Below are 18,768 nucleotides of genomic sequence, written 5' to 3' on the forward strand. Positions count from 1 at the left end.
GAGCTCCGCCTCAGACGCTGCGGCGGAGCTTGACCGTCAGCGAGTCGGCGAGGACGGCGATGCGGTCATCCGCCGCCCACCGCTGGGCGAGGCGCGCGAGCACCGCATCCAGGACCTCGCGCTCTAGGCCGTCGACGAGCTCCAGCACCACGATGAGCTCCGGCCCGCGCAGCCGCGCATCCGGGTCACCGGGCGCGACCGCGACGTCGATCACGGCGAGTTCGTGGGCGATGCTCTCCCGGAGCGCGGTGACCACCTCGGGCGAGAGGAAGCTCGGTTCCCACGCGTGCCCCTGCGCCACGGCCCAGACGGCGGGTCGCCGGATCACGAACTCCGTGTCCGAGGTCGGGTCGAGCACGATCAGGTCGGTATCCTCCGACGATGCGGCCAGCGCGGCGCGGACGGCCTCGACAGGGATGGGTCGCGCCGACGGGTCCCAGCGCTGCATCGTCTCGACCGATGAGAACACCGGCTGGACGCGGCGCCCGTCCGGTGCGGCGACGGTGACGATCGACAGCTCCTGCGTCTTGTCCACCGCGAGGCCGCTGGGGGCCACCCCCTCCTCACCCTTCTCGGCGATCAGCGGGATGAGCACCCGCGCGGAGCGGAACGCGTCGACGACCTCCGTCTGACTCCCCTCCCCCGCGCGGAAGCGGAGCAGGGCGGCGAGAAGAGCAGGGTCCGCCGAGCCGTCGTCCGCGGCGTGCGGATTCGACTCGAAGCTGCGCCCCTCCCAGGGGACCCCGGCCGAGTCGGCCCGGTTGTGCGGCTCCGGCCCGCAGGCGTGGGGGTCAGTCTCCGGCGACATCCAGGGCCTCCGCCAGCGTGAAGGCGCCCGCGTACAGCGCCTTGCCGACGATGGCGCCCTCGACGCCCAGCGGCACGAGGTCGCGCAGGGCGGCGATGTCGTCGAGGTTCGAGATGCCGCCCGACGCGACGACCGGCTTCGGCGTACGCGAGGTGACCTCACGCAGGAGCTCCAGGTTCGGACCGCGCAGCGTGCCGTCCTTGGTCACGTCGGTGACAACGTAGCGGCTGCAGCCGGCGTCCTCGAGGCGCTCGAGCACCTCCCAGAGGTCACCGCCCTCCTTCGTCCAGCCCCGCGCCGCGAGCGTGGTGCCGCGCACGTCGAGGCCGACTGCGATCGCCTCGCCGAAGCGGCTGATCACGTCGGCGGCCCACTCCGGGTTCTCCAGGGCGGCGGTGCCGAGGTTGATGCGGGCGGCGCCGCTCTCCAGAGCCGCCTCCAGGCTCGCATCGTCCCGGATGCCGCCGGAGAGCTCGACGTTGACGTTCTTGAACTGCTTGATGACCTTGCGCAGGATCGGGGCGTTGCTGCCGCGTCCGAACGCCGCGTCGAGGTCGACGAGGTGGATCCAGGAGGCTCCCTGCGAGACCCACTCCCCCGCGGCGTCGAGCGGGTCGCCGTAGCTCGTCTCCGTGCCCGCCTCCCCCTGGGTCAGACGGACCGCCTTGCCGCCGGCGACGTCGACCGCGGGGAGGAGCGTGAGCGAGGGGGACTGCGCGAAGTCGTTCATGGGGTCCTTGGTTCGGGTGGGTCTGCGGCCCGAGAGGGCACGAGAGACGAGGGTAGTCCGCCGCGGGGCGCGGGACAAACCGCATGACGCCCGGCGCCGACGCGGCCCCGGATCAGAGGCTCTGCACCCAGTTCCGGAGCAGCTGGATGCCGGCGTCTCCGGACTTCTCGGGGTGGAACTGCGTCGCCGAGAGCGGGCCGTTCTCCACGGCCGCGAGGAAGGGACCGCCGTAGGTCGCCCAGGTGAGCACGGGCTGGGGGAACGGCGGGATCACATCGAGCTCCCAGGACTGCGCCGCATAGGAGTGCACGAAGTAGAAGCGCTCCTGCTCGATCCCGCGGAACAGGACGGTGTCCTCCCCCGGTTCCACGGTGTTCCAGCCCATGTGTGGCAGGACAGGGGCGTTGAGCTCCGTCACGGCGCCCGGCCACTCGCCGAGGCCCGCGGTGTCGTGCCCACGTTCGACGCCGTGCTCGAAGAGCACCTGCATGCCGACGCAGATACCCAGCACCGGTCGACCGCCCGCGAGACGACGGCCGATGATCTCGTCACCGCCGTGAGCCTGCAGGGCGTCCCGCACGGCCTGGAAGGCTCCGACGCCGGGCACGACGAACCCGTCGGCCTCGAGAGCCTCGGTGCGGTCGCGCGTGAGGACGGCGTCGGCTCCCGCGGCGACGAGCGCCTTGACCGCGGAGTGGACGTTGCCGGATTCGTAGTCGAAGACGGCGACCCGGGGCGCGGCGCTCACAAGGCTCCCTTGGTGGACGGGATGCCGTCGACGAGGGGATCCAGCGCCTTCGCCTGACGGAACGCCCGCGCGAACGCCTTGAACTCGGCCTCGGCGATGTGGTGCGGGTCGCGCCCGCCCAGGACCCGGACGTGCACGGTGAGGGCGGCGTTGAAGGTGATGGCTTCGAAGACGTGCCGGACGAGCGATCCGGTGAAGTGCCCGCCGATCAGGTGGTGCTCGAAGCCCGCGGGTTCACCCTCGTGCACGAGGTACGGGCGACCGGAGATGTCGACGACCGCCTGCGCGAGCGCCTCGTCCAGGGGGACGAGGGCGTCGCCGTAGCGGGAGATGCCGGACTTGTCCCCGAGCGCGGCGAGGATCGCCTGACCGAGCACGATCGAGACGTCTTCCACGGTGTGGTGCGCGTCGATGTGGGTGTCGCCGGACGCCCGCACGGTGAGATCCGTCAGCGAGTGCTTCGCGAACGCCGTGAGCATGTGGTCGAAGAACGGCACCGAGGTGTCGATGCGGCTCGCGCCGGTACCGTCCAGGTTGAGCTCGACCTCGACGGTGGACTCCGACGTGCTGCGCACGCGGCTCGCGGTGCGTGCGGTGGGCGCGGGGATGGTCATGATGCCGATCCTATCGAGGCCAGGGCGTCCAGGAACGCCGTGGTCTCCGCCTCCGTACCGGCGCTCACCCGCAGGTGACCGGGGATGCCGACGTCACGGACGAGCACACCGCGATCGTAGAGCTGCTGCCAGGTGGCCTGCGGGTCCGCGACGCCGCCGAACAGCACGAAGTTGGACCACGAGAGGTGGGGCGTGTAGCCGAGGGCCTCCAGCGTGGCCGTGATCCGGTCGCGCTGCTCCACGATCTCCTGCACCATCCCGAGCATGACGTCGGCATTGCGGAGCGCGGCGACGGCCGCCGCCTGCGTCAGGGCGCTCAGGTGGTAGGGCAGGCGCACCAGACGCAGCGCGTCGATGAACGCGGGGTCGGCGGCGAGGTAGCCGACACGGGCACCGGCGAAGGCGAAGGCCTTGCTCATGGTGCGGGAGACCGCCAGCCGCGGCCGGCCCTCCAGCAGAGTCAGTGCAGACGGGGCATCGCGCGGCGCGAACTCCTGATAGGCCTCGTCGACGATCACCACGCCACGGGCGGCGTCGTAGACGGCCTCCACCACGTCGAGCCCCAGCGGCGTGCCCGTCGGATTGTTCGGCGAGCAAAGGATCACGATGTCCGGGTCGGCCGCACTGACCTGCTCCGCGGCCTCCTCCGCGGTGACGGTGTAGTCCGGCTGCCGGGTGCCGGCGATCCACGACGCCCCTGTGCCCTTCGCGATGAGCGGGTACATCGAGTACGTCGGGCCGAAGCCGAATGCCGTGCGGTCCGGACCGCCGAAAGCCTGGAAGATGTGCTGCAGCACCTCGTTGGAGCCGTTTCCCGCCCAGATCTGCTCCGGCGTGAGGCCGTGACCCAGGTAGTCGGCGAAGGCCTCCCGCAGCGTCGTGAACTCACGATCCGGGTACCGGTTCACGTCCCGGATCGCCACGGCGATGTCATCGAGGATGTCGCTGGCGACCTCGTCGGGAACGGGATGCGTGTTCTCGTTCACGTTCAGAGCCACCGGCAGCGGGGCCTGGGGCGCGCCGTACGGGGTGAGTCCGCGCAGATCGTCGCGGAGCGGGAGATCGTTGAGGGAGAAGGTCACCCTTCCCATCTTAAGAGGAGCACGGAGAGCCGAGGTCATCGTGACGACCGGATCGGAGGACTCGGGCTCCGCGTCAGTCGGTGTAGCGGGCCGGGAGCGCGAGCTCCTGACCGACCTGCAGCTCGCCGCCGCGCAGGAGGTTCATGCGGCTGATCTCACCGATGACCTCGCGGGGGTCGGCCTCGGGGGCGATGCTGCTCGCGATCGACCAGAGGGTGTCGCCGGGCATGACCGTGACGGTCTCGACGGAGACGGCCGGTGCGTCCGCGCCGGAGGCGATCGCACTGCCCCCGCTGATGGCGGCGAAGGCGATGCCCGCTGCGAGCGGGACCGAGGCGAGCGCGAGCAGAGCGCGGCGGCCGCGTGCCGTGATCCGCAGCCGGGTGGCCGGACGGGCCGATGCCGGGAAGGCGGTCGCGGTGCTGAGGCTGATGCTGCTCATGTCTGCTCCTTACTGTCCCGGCGCCGGAGCCCGGGGAGGTTGGCGTAGCTTTCGCATCCGCGCCTCGGCCGGGAGCCGTGGATGCGAAGCTACGTTCCGAAGATATCTTCGAGTTCGAACATCTGTCAAGCTGTCTTCGAAACCGCGGCCCGCGAATCGCCCGACACGCTCGAACAGATCTTCCAGATCCGCGCTTTTCTCGGATACGGTTTCGATAAGGACACCCCACCACGGGCCACCGACATTCGAAGCGGCACGTCGGATCACGCAGTGAAGGCACGTCGGATCACGCAGTGAAGGAGCACCATGAGCGACACCTCAGCCCTCGAGTCCGAGGCGCCGCGCACCCGCCGTCGCAAGAGCCTCAGCCCGAAGCAGATGGCGATCCTCGAGGTCATCCAGGCCTCCATCGCACAGAACGGCTACCCGCCGAGCATGCGCGAGATCGGCGACGCCGTCGGACTCAAGTCGCTGTCCAGCGTCACGCACCAGCTCGGTCAGCTCGAGCTCAGCGGCTACCTGCGGCGCGACCCGGGCAAGACGCGCGCCATGGAGGTCCTCATCGACCTTCCCGGCACCGGTGCGGAGAACCCCGCGGATGTGGCGACCCCGGTCGGCGACGCCGCCCTGGTCCCGCTGGTCGGCCGCATCGCCGCCGGCGTGCCCATCACCGCCGATCAGCAGGTGGAGGAGATCTTCCCGCTCCCCCGGCAGCTCGTCGGCAAGGGCGACCTCTTCATGCTCAAGGTCTCCGGCGAGTCGATGATCGACGCCGCGATCTGCGACGGGGACTGGGTCGTGGTCCGGTCGCAGAACACCGCGGAGAACGGCGAGATCGTCGCCGCCATGCTCGACGGCGAGGCCACCGTCAAGGTGCTTCGTCGTCGCGACGGCCACACCTGGCTGCTCCCCCGCAACTCCGCGTTCGAGCCGATCCTGGGCGACGAAGCCGTCGTGCTCGGCAAGGTCGTCGCGGTCATGCGCGCCGTCTGAGACACACGACGAAGGCCCTCCCGGCGCACCGGGAGGGCCTTCGTCGTCTCGCTGAGCAGGAGTGTCAGGCGGTGACCACCACGTCCTCGCGCACCCGGCGGGTGGCCTCGACGATGTTCCGCAGCGATGCCGTGGTCTCGGCGTAGCCGCGGGTCTTCAGGCCGCAGTCCGGGTTCACCCAGAGCTGACGGAGCGGGATCTCCTCGACCGCGCGACGCAGCAGGGACTCGACCTCCTCGACCGTCGGCACACGCGGCGAGTGGATGTCGTAGACACCGGGGCCGATGCCGTGGTCGAAGCCGACCTCGGCGATGTCCGCGACGACCTCCATGCGGCTGCGGGCCGCCTCGATCGACGTCACGTCGGCGTCGAGCGCACGGATCGCGTCGATCACGACGCCGAACTCCGAGTAACAGAGGTGGGTGTGCACCTGCGTGGCCGCCGCGGCGCCGCCCGTCGCCAGACGGAACGAGGCGACGGACCAGTCCAGGTACGCGGGCTGGTCGGTCTGCTTCAGCGGCAGCAGCTCGCGCAGCGCCGGCTCGTCGACCTGGATCACCTGGATGCCCGCGGCCTCCAGATCGGCGATCTCGTCGCGGAGGGCGAGCGCGACCTGGTTCGCGGTCTCCCCCAGAGGCTGGTCGTCGCGGACGAAGGACCACGCGAGGATGGTGACCGGCCCCGTGAGCATGCCCTTCATGTGCTTCGCGGTGAGCGACTGGGCGTATGCCGACCAGGCGACCGTGATGGGCTCCGGGCGGGAGACATCGCCCCAGAGGATCGACGGACGCGTGGCTCGTGAGCCGTACGACTGCACCCAGCCGTGCTGCGTGACCGCGAAGCCGTCGAGGTGCTCGGCGAAGTACTGCACCATGTCGTTCCGCTCGGGTTCGCCGTGCACGAGGACGTCGAGACCGAGGTCCTCTTGCAGGGAGACGACCGCGGCGACCTCACGGCGGAGGAACTCCTCGTAGTCGTCCTCGGGGATCTCGCCGCGGAGGAACTGCGCGCGTGCGCGGCGGATGTCGCCGGTCTGCGGGAAGGAGCCGATCGTCGTCAGGGGCAGCACCGGCAGGCCGAGGACATTCTGCGCCTCTTCCCGCTCCGCGTACGGAGCACGGGCGAAGTCGGCGTCGGTCAGCGCACGGGAACGCACCGCACCGTCGCGCACGCCGGGAGCGCTCAGGCGATCCTGCAGCGCAGCGGTCGCGGCGTCCAGCTCGGTCGCGATCGCCGTGCGCCCTTCGGACAGACCGCGGGCGAGGGTCACGACCTGCTGCACCTTCTGGTCCGCGAACGCGAGCCAGGACACCAGGCGCTCGTCGAGCGCGGTCTCGTCCTGCACGTCGTGCGGCACGTGCAGCAGCGAGGTCGAGGTGGCCGCGGACACCGGTGCACCGAGCGCGCGGAGCGCCGCCAGGGAGTCGAACGCCGCGGAGAGGTCGCCACGCCAGATGTTGTGACCGTCGATCACACCGCCGACGAGGGTCTTGCCCTCGAGGCCGGGCACCGCCTCCGGGACGGCACCGCGCACGAGGTCGACGGCGATCGCCTCGATGGGGGCCGCGGCCACGGTCCCGAACGTCTCGCCGAGGCTCGCATACGGGGCCGCGACGAGGATCGAGGGACGTTCCTCGGCGCTGCCCAGCACCGCGAGCGCGCGCTCCGCCGCCGAGGCGAGTTGGGCGGTCGTGGCCGGCAGCGACTCGCTGACGAGCGCGGGCTCGTCGAGCTGCACCCACTCGGCACCCGCGGCGCGCAGGCGGGCGAGCAGATCGACGTAGACCGGCAGCACGTCCTCCAGACGCGAGAGCGGCTCGAAGCCCTCCGGCGCGTCGTCCGACGCCTTCGCGAGCGCCAGCAGCGTGACCGGTCCGACGACCACGGGACGCGTGACGAATCCGGCGGCCGCGGCCTCGGCGACCTCGCGCACCAGCCGGTCGCTGGCGAGGGAGAACACCGTCTCCGGGCCGATCTCCGGCACGAGGTAGTGGTAGTTCGAATCGAACCACTTCGTCATCTCCAGCGGCGCGCGCTCCCCCTCGCCGCGGGCGACGGTGAACAGTGCGGTGAGTCCGATCGTCCCGTCCGCCTCCCGCAGGTCGTCGAAGCGCGCGGGGATGGCGCCGACCGTGGCGGCGGCATCGAGCACCTGGTCGTAGAACGAGAAGGACTCCGGGATCGACGAGTCCGTGCGACCGAGGCCGAGGGCGGCCAGGCGTTCACGGGTCGCCGCGCGCAGGTCCGCTGCCGTCCGCTCCAGCTCCTGCTCGTCGATGCGGCCCGCCCAGAACGCCTCGACGGCCTTCTTGAGCTCGCGGCGGCGGCCGATGCGGGGATAGCCGAGGATGGTGCCCTCGGGGAATGCGGTCATGGTGTTTCCTTTCGGCGGGGACTAGTGCCGGAGCGCCGGGACGATGCCGGCTTCGGCGAGGACGGTCAGGACGGTCTCGTGCTGGTTGAAGGCGTACAGGTGGACGCCGGGGGCGCCGCCGGCGACGACGTCGGCGGCGAGGCGCGCGGCCCACGAGATCCCGATCTCCCGACGCCCCTCGGCGGTGGGCTCGACGTCGAGGGCGACCGAGAGCTCGCTCGGCAGGTCCTCCCCCGTGAGCTCCAGCACCCGGGCCAGCCGGGCAGGTGAGGTTATCGGCATGATGCCGGGAAGGATCGGGATGGTGACGCCGCCCGCTCGAGCTCGCTCCACGAAGGCGAGGTAGTCGTCCGGGTGGAAGAAGAGCTGGGTGATGGCGAAGGTCGCCCCCGCCGCCTGCTTGGCGAGCAGAGCCTCCACGTCCTGGGTGCGGTGCGTGGCCCGCGGGTGCCCCTTCGGGAAGGCCGCGACCGCGATGTCGACCTTCTGCCGGGGGGCCACCAGCGCGGCTCCGGGAAGGCCGGGGACCGGGGACTCCTGGTACGGAGCACGTTCGGCCTGGACGCGATCGATGAGCTGCACGAGCTGAGCCGCGCTCTCCAGGTCGCCGAGGAAGGGCTCCGTCCGGCCCGCGGGCGGATCGCCGCGGAGGGCGAGGAAGCGGAGGATCCCGGCGTCGAGGAACTCCCGGATGAGCGCCGTGGCCCCGGCATAGGTGTTGCCGACGCACGTGAGATGGGCGAGGGGCTCGACGTCGGTGTGCTCGCGGATGAACCGCAGCACGTCGAGCGAGCGTCCCCCGGTCGAGCCGCCGGCGCCATAGGTCACCGAGAGGAACGCGGGTCCGGCCGCGGCGAGGTGACGGACGGTCTCGTGCAGCGCCTCCTGGCTCGACTCCGAGCGGGGCGGATACAGCTCGAAGGAGAACGGCACTCGGGAGGCGCGGGAGGCGTCGAACGGGGAAGACATCTTCTCTCCAGGGGACAGGGGCCGGGGTCCGCGCACGACGAAGAGCACGTCGCTCGCGGGCGGGTGCCGGGCTCGGCTGTCGCTCCACGTCCGGGATCAACCGGGCGTTTCCAGAAACCTAGAACACGCCCTCGGCCCGCCGCACGAGTGTGACGTCGTGTGTCACCGCCCGTAGGCTCGACGCATGTCCTCACCGTTCGGCTCCTGGTCCTCCCCCTTCACCGCCGCCGCCGTCGCCGGAGCGGCTCCCCGCATCGACGGAGCACGCTTCGTCGGCGATGAGGTGTGGTGGGCCGAGTCCGTGCCCGCCGAGGGCGGACGCGTCACGGTGCGCAGCTCGACGGGGGCGGAGATCCTCCCGGCACCCTGGAGCGCCCGCTCCCGCGTGCACGAGTACGGGGGCGGTGCCTGGACCGTCGACGGCGACACCCTGTACTTCGTCTCCGGCGCCGACCAGCGTGTGCACCGCATGGACCGCGGCGCGGAGCCGCGCCCCCTCTCCGCCGCCGGCCCGTCGTACGGCGGGCTGCGCGTGCAGAGCGGCCGCCTGCTTGCGGTCCGCGAAGACCTCTCGGCCGCCCCGCACCGCCGCGCGATCGTGGAGATCCCCGTGGACGGCTCGGCCGCCGACGAAGCGGCTGCGGTGCGCGTGATCGCGGAGGGCACCGGGTTCTTCGCCCACCCCGCTCTCTCGCCGGACGGCAGCCGGGTGGCCTGGGTCGAGTGGCAGGCGGACAGCATGCCGTGGGAGAGTGCCGCCCTCGCCATCGGGGCGGTGGACGGCGGGACCGTCACCCGCGTCCCCACCTCCGCGGCCCTGCAGCCGGAGTGGCGCGGCGACGACGCGCTCGTGTTCGCCGACGACGCTTCAGGGCGCTGGCAGCTCCAGCACCTCGCACTGGACGGCCTCCGGCTCGGCGCCTCGCGCGCGCTGACCTCGTCGGACGCGGATACCGGATACGGCCTCTGGGTGCTCGGCAACCGCTGGTTCCAGGTCCTGGCCGACGGGCGCCTCGTGGCGGTGCGCACGAATGGACGCGACGAGGTGCAGCTCGTGTCCGCGGACGGCGAGACCCGGGCGATCACGGTGCCGGGCGACGGGCACCTCAGCGTGGACGACGTCGCCGGCTCCCGCGTGCTGCTCAGCGGAGACGGCTCGCGCGTGACCTCAGGCATCTGGTGCGTCGATGTCGACAGGGGGACCGTCGAGACCATCACCGGTGGCGCTCCGGTCGACGAGGACTGGATGCCGGGGGCGCAGCAGATCGTCGTGGAAGGGGCACACGGCCCCGTGCACGCGTTCGCTTATCCGCCCGCCGCGCCCGGAGACCCCCGCGGCGCCGACGGGGAGCTGCCGCCCTACATCGTGCTCGTGCACGGCGGTCCGACCGCCCATGTCACCGGGGCGGCCTCCGCCTCCATCGCGTTCTTCACGAGCCGGGGCATCGGGGTCCTCGACGTCAACTACGGCGGATCGACGGGATATGGACGCGCCTACCGCGACCGTCTGCAGGGACAGTGGGGCATCGTCGACGTGGACGACGTGATCGCGGCGGCCCGCGGCCTCGCGGACGCCGGGTTGGCAGACTCCACCCGCATCGCCATCCGCGGGGGCTCGGCCGGCGGCTGGACGGTGCTCTCCGCACTCGTCCGGGGCGGCACGTTCGCGGCCGGCATCAGCCGCTACGGTGTCGCGGATCTCCGGCTGCTCGCCGCCGAGACCCACGACTTCGAGGCGTCGTACCTCGACGGCCTCGTGGGTCCGCTCCCCGCAGCCGAGGACGTCTACATCGAGCGCTCGCCCCTGACGCACGCCGACCGCATCGACGTTCCGGTGCTGCTGCTGCAGGGCGGGGAGGACCGCGTCGTGCCGCCGTCCCAGTCCGAGGCCATCCGCGACGCTCTGGCGGCGAACGGCATCGACCACGACTACGTGCTGTACCCGGGCGAGGGCCACGGGTTCCGCAGCGCGGAGACCATCGTCGACGCGCTGGAGCGGGAGCTCGCGTTCCTCGGCCGGGTGTTCGGCTTCACGCCGAGCCTCTGAGCCGGCTCGGGCTACTCGCCGACCCTGTTGCGCAGGCGCATCGCGCGCTCGGCCTCGCGGGTGTCCTGACGCTCACGGAGGGTCTGGCGCTTGTCGTACTCGCGCTTGCCCTTCGCGAGGGCGATCTCGACCTTGGCGCGACCGTCCGAGAAGTACAGCTTGAGCGGGATGAGCGTGTACCCGCCCGCGGAGACGGCGTGGGCGAGCTTCGCGATCTCCTCCCGGTGCAGGAGCAGCTTGCGGATGCGCTTGGCCGAGTGGTTCGTCCAGTGCCCCTGCGAGTACTCCGGGATGTGCACGGCATCGAGGAAGACCTCGTTGCCCTTCACGAACGCGTACCCGTCGCTGAGGTTCGCGCGCCCCTGACGGAGCGACTTCACCTCGGTGCCGGTGAGCACCATCCCCGCCTCGTACGACTTCTCGATGTTGTAGTCGTGACGCGCGCGACGATTGGTCGCGATGACCTTCTCCCCGCGTTCCCTGGGCATGATGATCTCCTGTGCTGTGGTGCTGTGGACGGCTCGACAGCGGATCGGTCGAGCAGCCTTTCAGGGTATCAGGTGCGCAGCCAACGCCGGATCGCGAAGCCGGCCGAGAGCGCCGCGAGCACGACGCCGATCCCGACGAGGACCGGGACCACGAGGATCGCGTCCTGCATGGTCACCCACGTCGTGATGAACGGCACCCGTCCGCGGAGATAGCCGTTCACGCCGAAGTGCATGCCGGCGACGACCGCCGCGCTCGCGAGAGCCGAGCCCAGCAACGCGGCGAAGACGCCCTCCAGCACGAACGGCGTCTGGATGAAGCGGTTCGAGGCGCCGACCAGGCGCATGATCCCGATCTCCTTCCGCCGCGCATAGGCGGACAAGCGGATGGTGGTGGCGATCAGAAGCGTCGCGGCGATCAGCATGAGGACCGCGATACCGACGGCGATGTACGTCGCCACGGTGAGCGCGGAGAACAGCGGTTCGAGGTATTGGAGCTGGTCCTGGACCTGTTCCACTCCGGCTTGGCCGTTGAAGGCCTCGGCGAGGACCTGCGACTGGCCCGGGTCCTTCATCGTGACGAAGAAGACCTCGAACGCCTGATCGGGCGAGAGCACGCTGGCCTGCTCCTCCCCGACCTGCTCGACGAGCTTGGCGTAGGTCTCCTCCTTCGTGTCGAAGGTCATGGAGCTGATGAGCGGCGACAACGCGTCGCCCTCGAGCTGGGCGCGCACGGCGGCGACCTGCTCCTCGCTCGCCGCGCCGTCGACGCAGGTGTCCGACTCCGACACCGCGGAGCACATGTAGACGGCCACCTGGGCGCGCTCGGCCCAGTAGCCGCGCATGACGCCGATCTGGGACTGCATGAGGATCGCGGCGCCGACGAACGTCAGCGACACGAAGGTGACGAGCACGACGGAGATGACCATCGAGATGTTGCGCCGCAGGCCGACGAGTGCCTCGGTCAGGATCAGGCCGATTCTCATGAGGTCGGGCCCACTTCCTCGTCGTCCTGGTCGGACAGCCCGAGGCGGTCGGCGACGCCGAGCTCGGCGACGTCCACCTCCGGGATCACGATCGGATGCGTGCGCGGACCGGCGGGCGCGGGACGCTCGGCAGCGGGCTGCGGCGCGGCCGGCGGCTGCACGACGTCCGGTGGTTCGACCACGCCGGGCTCCCGTGAGGGCTCCGGCGGCTCGACCACCTGCGGAGCGGGTTCGGCGGCGGGCTTGGTGACCGCGGGAGACGCGGCGGCGGCACGGCGCTGGGCGTCCAGCTCCTCCGCCAGGGCTGCGCGGACCACGGAGAGGTCGGCGGTCTGGCGCTGCACCTCCTGCACGGCCGTGAGGGCTGCGGCGGCCGCGGCACCGCGGACCTCCTCCGGCACCAGGCGCGGGATGTTCGAGGTGTCGCCGTATCCGCCGTGCACCTCGTCGCGGACCATCTCGCCGTCACGGAGCTCGATCACGCGGCGGCGCATCTGGTCGACGAACCCGGCCTCGTGGGTGGCCATGAGCACTGTCGTGCCACCCGCGTTGATCCGGGCGAGCAGCTGCATGATGTCGACGGAGGTCGCCGGGTCGAGGTTTCCGGTGGGCTCGTCGGCGAGCAGCACCTGAGGACGGTTGACGAGCGCCCTGGCGATCGCGACGCGCTGCTGCTCGCCGCCGGAGAGCTCGTGCGGCATGCGCTTCTCCTTGCCGTCGAGCCCGACGAGGGCGAGCGCCTCGGGAACCGCCTGCTGGATGAAGCCCCGGGACGAGCCGGTGACCTGCAGCGTGAAGGCGACGTTCTGATGGACGGTCTTGGACGGGAGCAGGCGGAAGTCCTGGAACACCGAGCCGATGTGCCGACGGAAGTAGGGCACCTTACGGTTCGCCAGAGCCCTCAGGTCGCGGCCGAGGACGGCGACACGGCCCGTCGTCGGCACGTCCTCGCGGAGGATGAGGCGCAGACAGGAGGACTTGCCGGACCCGGAGGCACCGACCAGGAAGACGAACTCCCCGCGCTGCACCTCGAAGTCGACACCGGACAGGGCGGGCTTCGACGTCCCGCGGTAGCGTTTCGTGACGTTCTCGAACCGAATCATGGCGATTCGAGCCTAAGCGCGGCACGGGCGTCGCCCCGGCACGACACCCCGCCGCGCGGCACGCCGTGCCGCTCTTCCTCCTCCCCCGTCGGCCCACCGAGGTCCGCGCCCGCTGCTATACATGGAGTGTCGATTCGCGTCCACCACGCGAGCGCACACACGGAGGGGACCCCCATGACGACACCTGCCGGCTGGTACGACGACGGTTCCGGGCGCCTGCGCTGGTGGGACGGCCAGCAGTGGACCGAACACTTCGCGCCGGAGACCACCGCGACGCCCGAGGACACGACCGCTGCGGCGGCTGAGGACGCGGGCGCGGACAGCACTTCCGCGGAGAGCGCCTCCGCGGCGACTTCCGACGGCGCTCCCCCGGCGGAGGGACCGACCGCCGCAGCGGAGCCCTCCACACCCGAACCCGTCGCCGCCGAACGGGAGATCGCTCCGGACGAGCCCGCGACCGACTTCATCGTCGCTCCCGAGCCCGCGCAGGACTGGACGGCGCCCGCCAGCGGCGCGCACGACCTCCCCGGCGCGGCACCGATCGTCCCTCCGGCCGGTACCGACGGCGGCACGGCGGCCTATCCCCCCGCGGCACCGTTCTCCCCCGACCAGAACCCGTATCAGGGCCAGGGCGGATACCCGGCGCAGGGTGCGTACCCGGGCTCGCAGAGTGGCGGCGGTTACCCGGGACAGGTACCGGGCGGACAGGGCGCGTACCCCGGACAGGGCGCGTACCCCGGACAGGCCGCCTATCCGGGCCAGGCACCGGCCACCGACGGCCCGAAGAAGATGTCGGTGCTCGGCCTTGTCGGTCTCGGGATCGCCGCGCTCGGCCTCATCCTCGCGTTCATCCCCCTGACGCTCCCGTTCGCCTGGTTCCTCCTGGCGGCCGGGTTCATCGTCTCGCTCATCTCCCTGTTCCTGAAGGGCACCAAGTGGCCGGGGATCACCGGCCTCGGGGTCTCGGTGCTCGGCGGCATCGTCGCGATCGTCGTGAGCATCTTCTTCGTGCTGGCCGTCGCGAACACCGTGCGCCCTGTCACGCTTCCCGACTACGACGACGGCACGAGCCAGAGCCCGGCTCCGGAGACCGACGACACCGGCGACGCGGGTACGGGTGAGGTCGCCGAGGGCACGCTGGGCGAGCCGGTCGCCGTGCCGCAGCTCGAGGGCACGGCCGAGGTCACCATCCGTTCCGCCACGTTCGGACCGACCAACGGCACGGACTTCGAGGCCGCCAACGGCGGCTATCTGTTGATCGACGTGGCCTGGGAGACGCTCGACGGGACGACCTACGTCAACCCGCTCTACTTCTCCGTCGAGATGGCCGACGGCGTCGAGGGCGACTACGACATCTTCGGCGACGCGACGCTCGAGTCGACGGAGCAGAATGCCGGGACGACCGCGGAGGGCACCGTCTCGTTCGACGTCGCCGAGAGCCCGTCCTACGTGATCGTCATCACCGACGAGATGCTGCAGGAGGTCGCCCGCGTGACCGTCGAGGCGTCGGCACGCTGATCCTTCCGCACCACACGACGAAGGCCCCGGGAGCTCCCGGGGCCTTCGTCGTGTGGGTCAGTCCTCGTCTTTGCGCTTGCGCCAGCGGATGCCCGCCGAGATGAAGTCGTCGAGGTCGCCGTCGAACACGGCGGCGGGGTTGCCGGACTCCTGGCCCGTGCGGAGGTCCTTGACGAGCTGCTGGCCGTAGAGGAAGTAGGAGCGCATCTGGTCGCCCCAGCTCGCGGTGATGTTGCCGGCGAGCTCCTTCTTCTTGGCGGCCTCCTGCTCCTTCTGCAGCAGCAGGAGACGGTTCTGCAGCACCCGCATGGCCGCGGCGCGGTTCTGGATCTGCGACTTCTCGTTCTGCATCGACACGACGATGCCGGTCGGGAGGTGGGTGATGCGCACGGCGGAGTCGGTCGTGTTGACGGACTGTCCACCGGGGCCGGAGGAGCGGAAGACGTCGACCCGGATGTCGTTCTCGGGGATGTCGACCTCGGTCGCCTCCTCCATGAGCGGGATGACCTCGACGGCGGCGAAAGACGTCTGGCGCTTGTCCGCGGATCCGAACGGGCTGATGCGCGCGAGGCGGTGCGTGCCGGCCTCGACGGAGATCGTGCCGAAGGCGTAGGGCGCGTCGATCTCGAAGGTCGCCGACTTGATACCGGCGCCCTCCGCGTACGAGGTGTCCATCACCTTGACGGGGTACTTGTGACGCTCCGCCCAGCGCAGGTACATGCGCATGAGCATCTCGGCGAAGTCGGTGGCGTCGTCGCCGCCGGCGCCGGAGCGGATGGTGACGATCGCGCTGCGCTCGTCGTACTCGCCGTCGAGCAGCGTCTGCACCTCGAGCTGGTTGATGAGGTCGGTGAGCGTCTGCAGCTCCTTGCGCGCCTCGATCGCCGACTCCTCGTCGCCCATCTCGTTCGCCAGATCGACGAGCACCTCGAGGTCGTCGAGGCGCTGGGCGATGCCGGTGATGCGGGCGAGCTCCGACTGGCGGTGGCTCAGGGCGCTGGTGACCTTCTGGGCGTTCTCGGTGTCGTCCCAGAGGTCGGGCGCGCCGGCCTCCTCGCTGAGACGCGCGATGTCCTCGCGGAGACGGTTGACATCGACGACCTCGCTGATGTCGCCGAAGGTGTGCCTGAGCGCCTGGATTTCGGCGGAGAGATCTAGTTCGAGCATGACACCTCAGCCTAACGTGCCGCCCGCGCGCGCGGGGACGGGCGTGTCCGGCCCTTCGCGCCGACCGGAGTAGCGTGAGGGACGTGAGCAGCGCATCCACGGTCCTCCGCCAGTTCGGGCCGATGGTGTACCTGCCGACCGTCCTCTTCTCCCTCGGTGAAGGTGCGGTCATCCCGCTCATCCCGGTCATCGCCGCGTCGATGGGTGCCGACGTCGCCTTCGCGGCTCTCGTCGCCTCGGCGCTCGTGGTCGGCCAGCTCTGCGGCAACCTCCCGGCCGGGTGGGCCGTGGGGCGCATCGGCGAGCGGTTCACGATGGTGATCGCGGGCGTCATCGCCATCCTCGCCGCCGTCGGCATGGTCTTCGCGCCGTCACTCGGGGTCCTCGCGGCGTCGGTGTTCCTCCTCGGCCTGTGCGCAGCCGCCTTCGGGCTGGCCCGGCACGCGTTCATGACCACGCGGGTGCCGCTGGCGTTCCGTGCCCGCTCGCTCTCCCTGCTCGGCGGCAGCTTCCGCCTGGGCATCTTCATCGGCCCGTTCGTCTCCGCAGGCCTCCTGCAGCTCTTCGGCACGGAGGCTGCCGCGATCTGGTTCTTCCTCGCCTGCCTCGTGGTGATGGTCGTGCTCGTGCTCTTCGGACCGGATCCGGAGAAGACCGTCGCCCCACTGCGGACCACCGTCCGGTTCGCGGAGGACAGCGGCGAGGCGGTGACCGGGTCGATCCCCATCGTCGAGCGGGCCGGGATCTTCCAGACCATGTGGCGGCAGCGCGGAGTGCTCGGTCGGCTCGGACTCGCCGCGGCCTCGCTGTCCGCGGTGCGGTCGGCGCGGCAGGTCGTCCTCCCGCTGTGGGGGCTCTCCCTGGGCCTCGACGCCTCGACCATCGCGCTCGTCGTCGGGGTCTCCGGCGCCATCGACTTCGCCCTCTTCTACGCCAGCGGCCAGGTGATGGACCGCTTCGGCCGGCTCTGGGCGGCGATGCCCGCGATGGTGCTGATGGGTGCCGGGTTCCTCGCCCTGTCGTTCACGCACGACGTCGACTCCGCGGTGCTCTGGTTCGGCATGTTCGCCGCGGTCCTCGGCGTCGGCAACGGGCTGTCCAGCGGCATCCTCCTCACCCTCGGAGCGGATGTCGCCCCGAAGCACGACCCCGCCGCGTTCCTCGGGTCGTGGCGCACGCTGACCGATGCCGGTGGCGCGGTCGCTCCGCTCCTCGTCTCGGGCATCACCGCGGTCGCCTCCCTGTCGTTCGCGGCCGGGGCCATGGGTCTGATCGGACTCGTCGGCGCCGCCGGGTTCCTCCGCTGGATCCCCCGGTTCGTCCCCCGGACGCCGCCGAGCACGCCGGACCCGTCCGAGGACTGAGCGCCCGGTCGCTAGCGCAGCGCCGTGCGGCTCGTCGCCGTCGCCTGCAGCGGCACCCCCTCGGGCACGAACGGCGAGAGCAGCGGCGGATGCCAGATCGCCGCGACGGTGACGCGCGCGCTCACGCCGTCCGGGCTGCCCGCGTCGACGACGGTCGCCTCGAGCTCCGCGTCACGGACGAGCGGCATCGCCTGCTCGGCCACCCCCGCGTCGGTGAGCGTCGCACGCGGCACCTCCCCCTCCACCTGCAGCGTGAAGCCGTCCGCCCCGGCGAGCGCGGCCGCATCCGCGAGCCCGTCCAGGCGCTTCTGGGTGAGGTAGAGGTCGGTGGCGCAGACACACACGAACAGCACGGCGAGCGCGAGGATCAGGTAGCCGAGGACGAGGAGCAGCACGCTCCCCTCGTCGTCGCCCCTTCCGTCCTTGTCCCCGTCGCGCCTGCGCCGGCTCATCCGCCGCTCCAGCGTCGCGAGACCTTCTGCACCGACACGGCTTCCACGGGGACGGACGTCGCCTGGTCGAGTCCGAGGACCCCGGGTACCAGAGGCAGCGGTACCCGGGTCGAGACCGTGACGACCACCGTCGCTCCCGCCGCCGGACAGGCCGATGCCCGGGGGCGACACGACACCGCGACGTCGACCGCTGCGCGATCGATGCCGTACTCCGCGACGATCCCGTCCAGCACCTGCTCCCCGCGGACTGCGGCCCCTGCGACGTCAGGTGCCGAGGCGATGGCACGTGCGGCCTGCCGCGCCGCGGCCTCGACGCCGAGCGACTGCTCCTGCACCGAACCCACGGCGATCACGAGGTACAGCAGCGGCACGAGCAGGATCACCCCGACCGTGATGAACTCCAGCGAGCTCGATCCCGCGTCATCGCGCATCGAACGACTCCGGCGGTGCGGAGGCTTCGACCTGCAGGGCTGCCGGGACACCGACGAGGCCGAACACCGGGAGGGTCGTCCGGATGCGGACCTCGACGGTCTCCTGTCCCTCCCGCCGCGCCGAGGCGACCGTGATGTCGTCGGCGTAGGAGGGTCCGACCGCGCGACGGATGACCTCGCGCGCCCGCTCCTCCCCCTCCTTGTCGGTCGTGTCGGCGAGCGCCGCGTAGTACGCGCCTTCGACGGCCGCATCGTGGACGACGTTGCGCACGTAGATCGCGAACGCGAGCTGCAGCACAGCGAGGGTCAGCGCGGTGAGCAGGGTGCCGACGAGCACGAACTCCACCGGGTTCGATCCGCGGTCGTCGATCACCCCCGCAAGCGCGCGCATGTCAGAGCCCCGACACCCGCTGGATGGCCTGCTCGAAGAGGGAGGTGAGCGCAGGCCCGGCGAC

Annotated in this window: 19 protein-coding genes; 4 read left to right on the forward strand and 15 right to left on the reverse strand. The window is 71.2% G+C overall.

The genetic code is table 11. The features are described 5' to 3' along the window. Nucleotides 1-10 precede the first annotated feature (10 nt). The 6 genes from AC3B5L_RS11425 to AC3B5L_RS11450 all read right to left on the reverse strand — a co-directional run bounded on the left by AC3B5L_RS11425 (nucleotide 11) and on the right by AC3B5L_RS11450 (nucleotide 4,424). Entirely contained in the window at nucleotides 11-808 is a 798-nt protein-coding gene (locus tag AC3B5L_RS11425; protein ID WP_187661882.1) for an SseB family protein, read from the reverse strand. Next, entirely contained in the window at nucleotides 792-1,538 is a 747-nt protein-coding gene (priA, locus tag AC3B5L_RS11430; RefSeq protein ID WP_025105284.1) for a bifunctional 1-(5-phosphoribosyl)-5-((5-phosphoribosylamino)methylideneamino)imidazole-4-carboxamide isomerase/phosphoribosylanthranilate isomerase PriA, read from the reverse strand. Before priA ends, AC3B5L_RS11425 begins: the two co-directional genes overlap by 17 nt. Before the next feature lie 112 nt (nucleotides 1,539-1,650). Beyond that, the gene (hisH, locus tag AC3B5L_RS11435) at nucleotides 1,651-2,286 is read right to left on the reverse strand and encodes an imidazole glycerol phosphate synthase subunit HisH (protein WP_268776860.1); all 636 of its coding nucleotides are present in this window, start codon (nucleotides 2,284-2,286) and stop codon (nucleotides 1,651-1,653) included. Next, nucleotides 2,283-2,900 carry an imidazoleglycerol-phosphate dehydratase HisB gene (gene hisB / locus AC3B5L_RS11440; protein WP_060922523.1) on the reverse strand — a complete coding sequence of 206 codons (618 nt, stop codon included), beginning with the start codon at nucleotides 2,898-2,900 and terminating at the stop codon, nucleotides 2,283-2,285. Before hisB ends, hisH begins: the two co-directional genes overlap by 4 nt. Next, entirely contained in the window at nucleotides 2,897-3,982 is a 1,086-nt protein-coding gene (locus AC3B5L_RS11445) for a histidinol-phosphate transaminase (protein ID WP_490095763.1), read from the reverse strand. Before AC3B5L_RS11445 ends, hisB begins: the two co-directional genes overlap by 4 nt. A 73-nt stretch (nucleotides 3,983-4,055) precedes the next feature. Beyond that, nucleotides 4,056-4,424, reverse strand: a complete 369-nt coding sequence (locus tag AC3B5L_RS11450; RefSeq protein ID WP_187661886.1) for a LysM peptidoglycan-binding domain-containing protein — start codon at nucleotides 4,422-4,424, stop codon at nucleotides 4,056-4,058. Between the two features lie 306 nt (nucleotides 4,425-4,730). Here AC3B5L_RS11450 and lexA point away from each other — a divergent pair, with 306 nt between their 5' ends. Further along, nucleotides 4,731-5,417: a transcriptional repressor LexA gene (gene lexA / locus AC3B5L_RS11455; protein ID WP_025105289.1), complete on the forward strand. Its 687-nt coding sequence runs from the start codon at nucleotides 4,731-4,733 to the stop codon at nucleotides 5,415-5,417. A gap of 64 nt (nucleotides 5,418-5,481) precedes the next feature. Here the strand turns inward: lexA and metE are convergent, their stop codons facing one another. Next, nucleotides 5,482-7,791: a 5-methyltetrahydropteroyltriglutamate--homocysteine S-methyltransferase gene (gene metE / locus AC3B5L_RS11460; protein WP_490095764.1), complete on the reverse strand. Its 2,310-nt coding sequence runs from the start codon at nucleotides 7,789-7,791 to the stop codon at nucleotides 5,482-5,484. Between the two features lie 21 nt (nucleotides 7,792-7,812). Continuing rightward, a complete protein-coding gene (locus AC3B5L_RS11465; RefSeq protein ID WP_259954189.1) occupies nucleotides 7,813-8,760 on the reverse strand; it encodes a methylenetetrahydrofolate reductase in 948 nt (315 codons plus the stop codon). 184 nt (nucleotides 8,761-8,944) lie between these two features. On the opposite strand from AC3B5L_RS11465, the gene AC3B5L_RS11470 reads away from it, so the two are divergent. Then, entirely contained in the window at nucleotides 8,945-10,807 is a 1,863-nt protein-coding gene (locus AC3B5L_RS11470) for a S9 family peptidase (RefSeq protein WP_490095765.1), read from the forward strand. An 11-nt stretch (nucleotides 10,808-10,818) separates the two neighbouring features. Here AC3B5L_RS11470 and smpB read toward each other — a convergent pair whose 3' ends face one another. From smpB to ftsE, 3 genes are all read right to left on the reverse strand, one after another. Next, the gene (gene smpB, locus AC3B5L_RS11475) at nucleotides 10,819-11,295 is read right to left on the reverse strand and encodes an SsrA-binding protein SmpB (protein ID WP_050722832.1); all 477 of its coding nucleotides are present in this window, start codon (nucleotides 11,293-11,295) and stop codon (nucleotides 10,819-10,821) included. 68 nt (nucleotides 11,296-11,363) lie between these two features. Then, nucleotides 11,364-12,278, reverse strand: coding sequence for a permease-like cell division protein FtsX (gene ftsX / locus AC3B5L_RS11480; protein WP_187661891.1), 915 nt, complete (start codon nucleotides 12,276-12,278; stop codon nucleotides 11,364-11,366). Beyond that, a complete protein-coding gene (ftsE, locus tag AC3B5L_RS11485; protein ID WP_280571718.1) occupies nucleotides 12,275-13,381 on the reverse strand; it encodes a cell division ATP-binding protein FtsE in 1,107 nt (368 codons plus the stop codon). The genes ftsX and ftsE overlap by 4 nt, the downstream gene beginning before the upstream one ends. Before the next feature lie 174 nt (nucleotides 13,382-13,555). Here ftsE and AC3B5L_RS11490 point away from each other — a divergent pair, with 174 nt between their 5' ends. After that, nucleotides 13,556-14,899 carry a DUF2510 domain-containing protein gene (locus AC3B5L_RS11490; RefSeq protein WP_490095766.1) on the forward strand — a complete coding sequence of 448 codons (1,344 nt, stop codon included), beginning with the start codon at nucleotides 13,556-13,558 and terminating at the stop codon, nucleotides 14,897-14,899. A 57-nt stretch (nucleotides 14,900-14,956) separates the two neighbouring features. Here the strand turns inward: AC3B5L_RS11490 and prfB are convergent, their stop codons facing one another. Next, the gene (gene prfB, locus AC3B5L_RS11495) at nucleotides 14,957-16,066 is read right to left on the reverse strand and encodes a peptide chain release factor 2 (protein WP_187661893.1); all 1,110 of its coding nucleotides are present in this window, start codon (nucleotides 16,064-16,066) and stop codon (nucleotides 14,957-14,959) included. 122 nt (nucleotides 16,067-16,188) lie between these two features. Between prfB and AC3B5L_RS11500 the strand changes: the two genes are divergently transcribed. Next, nucleotides 16,189-17,430, forward strand: coding sequence for an MFS transporter (locus AC3B5L_RS11500; protein WP_490096405.1), 1,242 nt, complete (start codon nucleotides 16,189-16,191; stop codon nucleotides 17,428-17,430). A gap of 11 nt (nucleotides 17,431-17,441) precedes the next feature. Here the strand turns inward: AC3B5L_RS11500 and AC3B5L_RS11505 are convergent, their stop codons facing one another. From AC3B5L_RS11505 to AC3B5L_RS11515, 3 genes are read right to left on the reverse strand one after another with little or no spacing between them, the layout of a single operon-like run. Continuing rightward, nucleotides 17,442-17,882, reverse strand: coding sequence for a pilus assembly protein TadG-related protein (locus tag AC3B5L_RS11505; protein ID WP_490095767.1), 441 nt, complete (start codon nucleotides 17,880-17,882; stop codon nucleotides 17,442-17,444). Then, a complete protein-coding gene (locus tag AC3B5L_RS11510; RefSeq protein ID WP_490095768.1) occupies nucleotides 17,879-18,313 on the reverse strand; it encodes a TadE family protein in 435 nt (144 codons plus the stop codon). Before AC3B5L_RS11510 ends, AC3B5L_RS11505 begins: the two co-directional genes overlap by 4 nt. After that, nucleotides 18,303-18,704 (reverse strand): TadE/TadG family type IV pilus assembly protein, encoded by a 402-nt coding sequence (locus AC3B5L_RS11515; RefSeq protein ID WP_187661896.1) that lies wholly within the window; start codon nucleotides 18,702-18,704, stop codon nucleotides 18,303-18,305. Before AC3B5L_RS11515 ends, AC3B5L_RS11510 begins: the two co-directional genes overlap by 11 nt. Between the last annotated feature and the right edge of the window lie 64 nt (nucleotides 18,705-18,768).

The organism is Microbacterium sp. C-MGS6, assembly GCF_058140415.1.